The sequence below is a fragment of the Streptomyces thermovulgaris genome (assembly GCF_002155915.1).
In the GTDB taxonomy this organism is placed as follows: domain Bacteria; phylum Actinomycetota; class Actinomycetes; order Streptomycetales; family Streptomycetaceae; genus Streptomyces; species Streptomyces thermovulgaris.
Genome location: NZ_MUME01000473.1, coordinates 1 through 1,511, shown reverse-complemented (window position 1 = coordinate 1,511; position 1,511 = coordinate 1). Strand labels below are relative to the sequence as shown.

Genomic DNA, 1,511 nt, shown 5'->3' with positions numbered 1-1,511 from the left:
CGGAGGTGCCGGCGGCACGCTGGACGAGACGGTCGCGGCGGCGGAGAAGCGTGCCGCGGGCACCTCCGCGTTCTTCTACGTCGACACGCTCGACTATCTGCGCCGCGGCGGCCGTATCGGTGCCGCGCAGGCGCTGTTCGGCTCCGCGCTCGCGGTGAAACCGCTGCTGCAGCTGCAGGACGGCCGCATCGAACCGCTGGAGAAGGTCCGCACCGCCTCGAAGGCGATCGCCCGGCTGGAGGAGATCGTGGCCGAGCGGGCGGGCGGCGCCGAGGTGGACATCGCCGTCCACCACCTCGCCGCCCCCGAGCGGGCGTCGGCCCTCGCGGACCGGCTGCGCGCCCGGGTGCCCAACCTGGCCGACCTGCACGTCAGCGAGGTCGGCGCGGTGATCGGCGCACACACCGGGCCGGGGCTGCTGGGAGTCGTGGTCTCGCTCAAGTAGCCGGGACGGCGCGGACCGGTCGTCCGCGGACGGCACGGACCAGCCGTCCGGACGGCGGACGGATCCGCCGTCCGGGTGACGGAGTTGTCCACAACCGACGGGTAATCCCCGGAAAACGAGCAAGATCATCGCGAGGGCGCCGGAGTGCCCGATGCTCCTCGCATGGCACTGCGATCACGCTCACACATCCGCGCGGCGACCAGCGGTCCGGGCCGTGCCCCGGCCTCGGACGGCCGCGCCCGCCACCGCCGTCGGCCGGCCCGCCGGGACCCGGCCGAGGACCTGCGCCGACGTGCGCGGTCCCTCCTCGCCGAACACGCCGCCCGGGCGGGGGAACCGGCGAGCGTTCCCCCGGAAACCGCCGGGCCGCCGCCCTTCGTCCCCCACCAGGCGCCGCCGTCCCGGCCCGGTCGGCCCGGACCGTCCTGGGCCCTCCCGGACACGGAACCGGACCGGACCGGCCACCCGGCGGCCGGACCCCACGCACCGCCGGGCGGATCCCCCTGGACCGGCACCGCCACCGGGCCCGGGGCTGCCGGACACCACCGTCCGAGCCGGGACACGGCGGTTGACGCGGTGTCGGCGGAGCCGGCCGGCACGGAACCGGAACCGGCCGCCGGCATCGGTGCGGACCGTCCCGGGGCCGTGCCGCCCTGGCGGCGACGGGTCGCGGACGCGGTGCGGGAGCGGATGCCGCTGTGGCTGCAGACGCGGTGCGGGCTGGAGCGCAGGAACGTGGTGGCCCTCACGGTGCTGCTCGCCGTTGCCGTGGTGCTCGCCGCGCAGCACTTCTGGACCGGCCGCACCCAGACCGTCCAAGCACCCGAACCGGTGCGGGCCGTGGCTCCCCGTCAGGGACAGACGGAGGGAGCGGGGGGAGCAGAGGGAACAGGGGCGAAGAGTGCTGCGGCCGCAGCACCGTTCACCTCCCCGGGCGGCCCCGCCTCGGCCGGTGCGCAGATCGTGGTGGACGTCAGCGGCAAGGTCCGGCGCCCCGGGATCCACCGCCTGCCGGCCGGTTCGCGGGTCGCCGACGCACTGCGGGCGGCCGGCGGGGTGCGCCCCG

Annotated in this window: 2 protein-coding genes; both read left to right on the top strand. The window is 76.9% G+C overall.

Annotation, left to right across the window (positions count from 1 at the left end; genetic code table 11):
• Positions 1 to 445, top strand: a 445-nt coding sequence (locus CCN35_RS26510) for a DegV family protein (RefSeq protein ID WP_143631855.1), incomplete at its 5' end; no start/stop codon positions are given.
• A 576-nt stretch (positions 446 to 1,021) separates the two neighbouring features.
• A partial coding sequence (locus tag CCN35_RS29810) for an SLBB domain-containing protein (RefSeq protein ID WP_425444329.1) occupies positions 1,022 to 1,511 on the top strand: 490 nt, incomplete at its 3' end.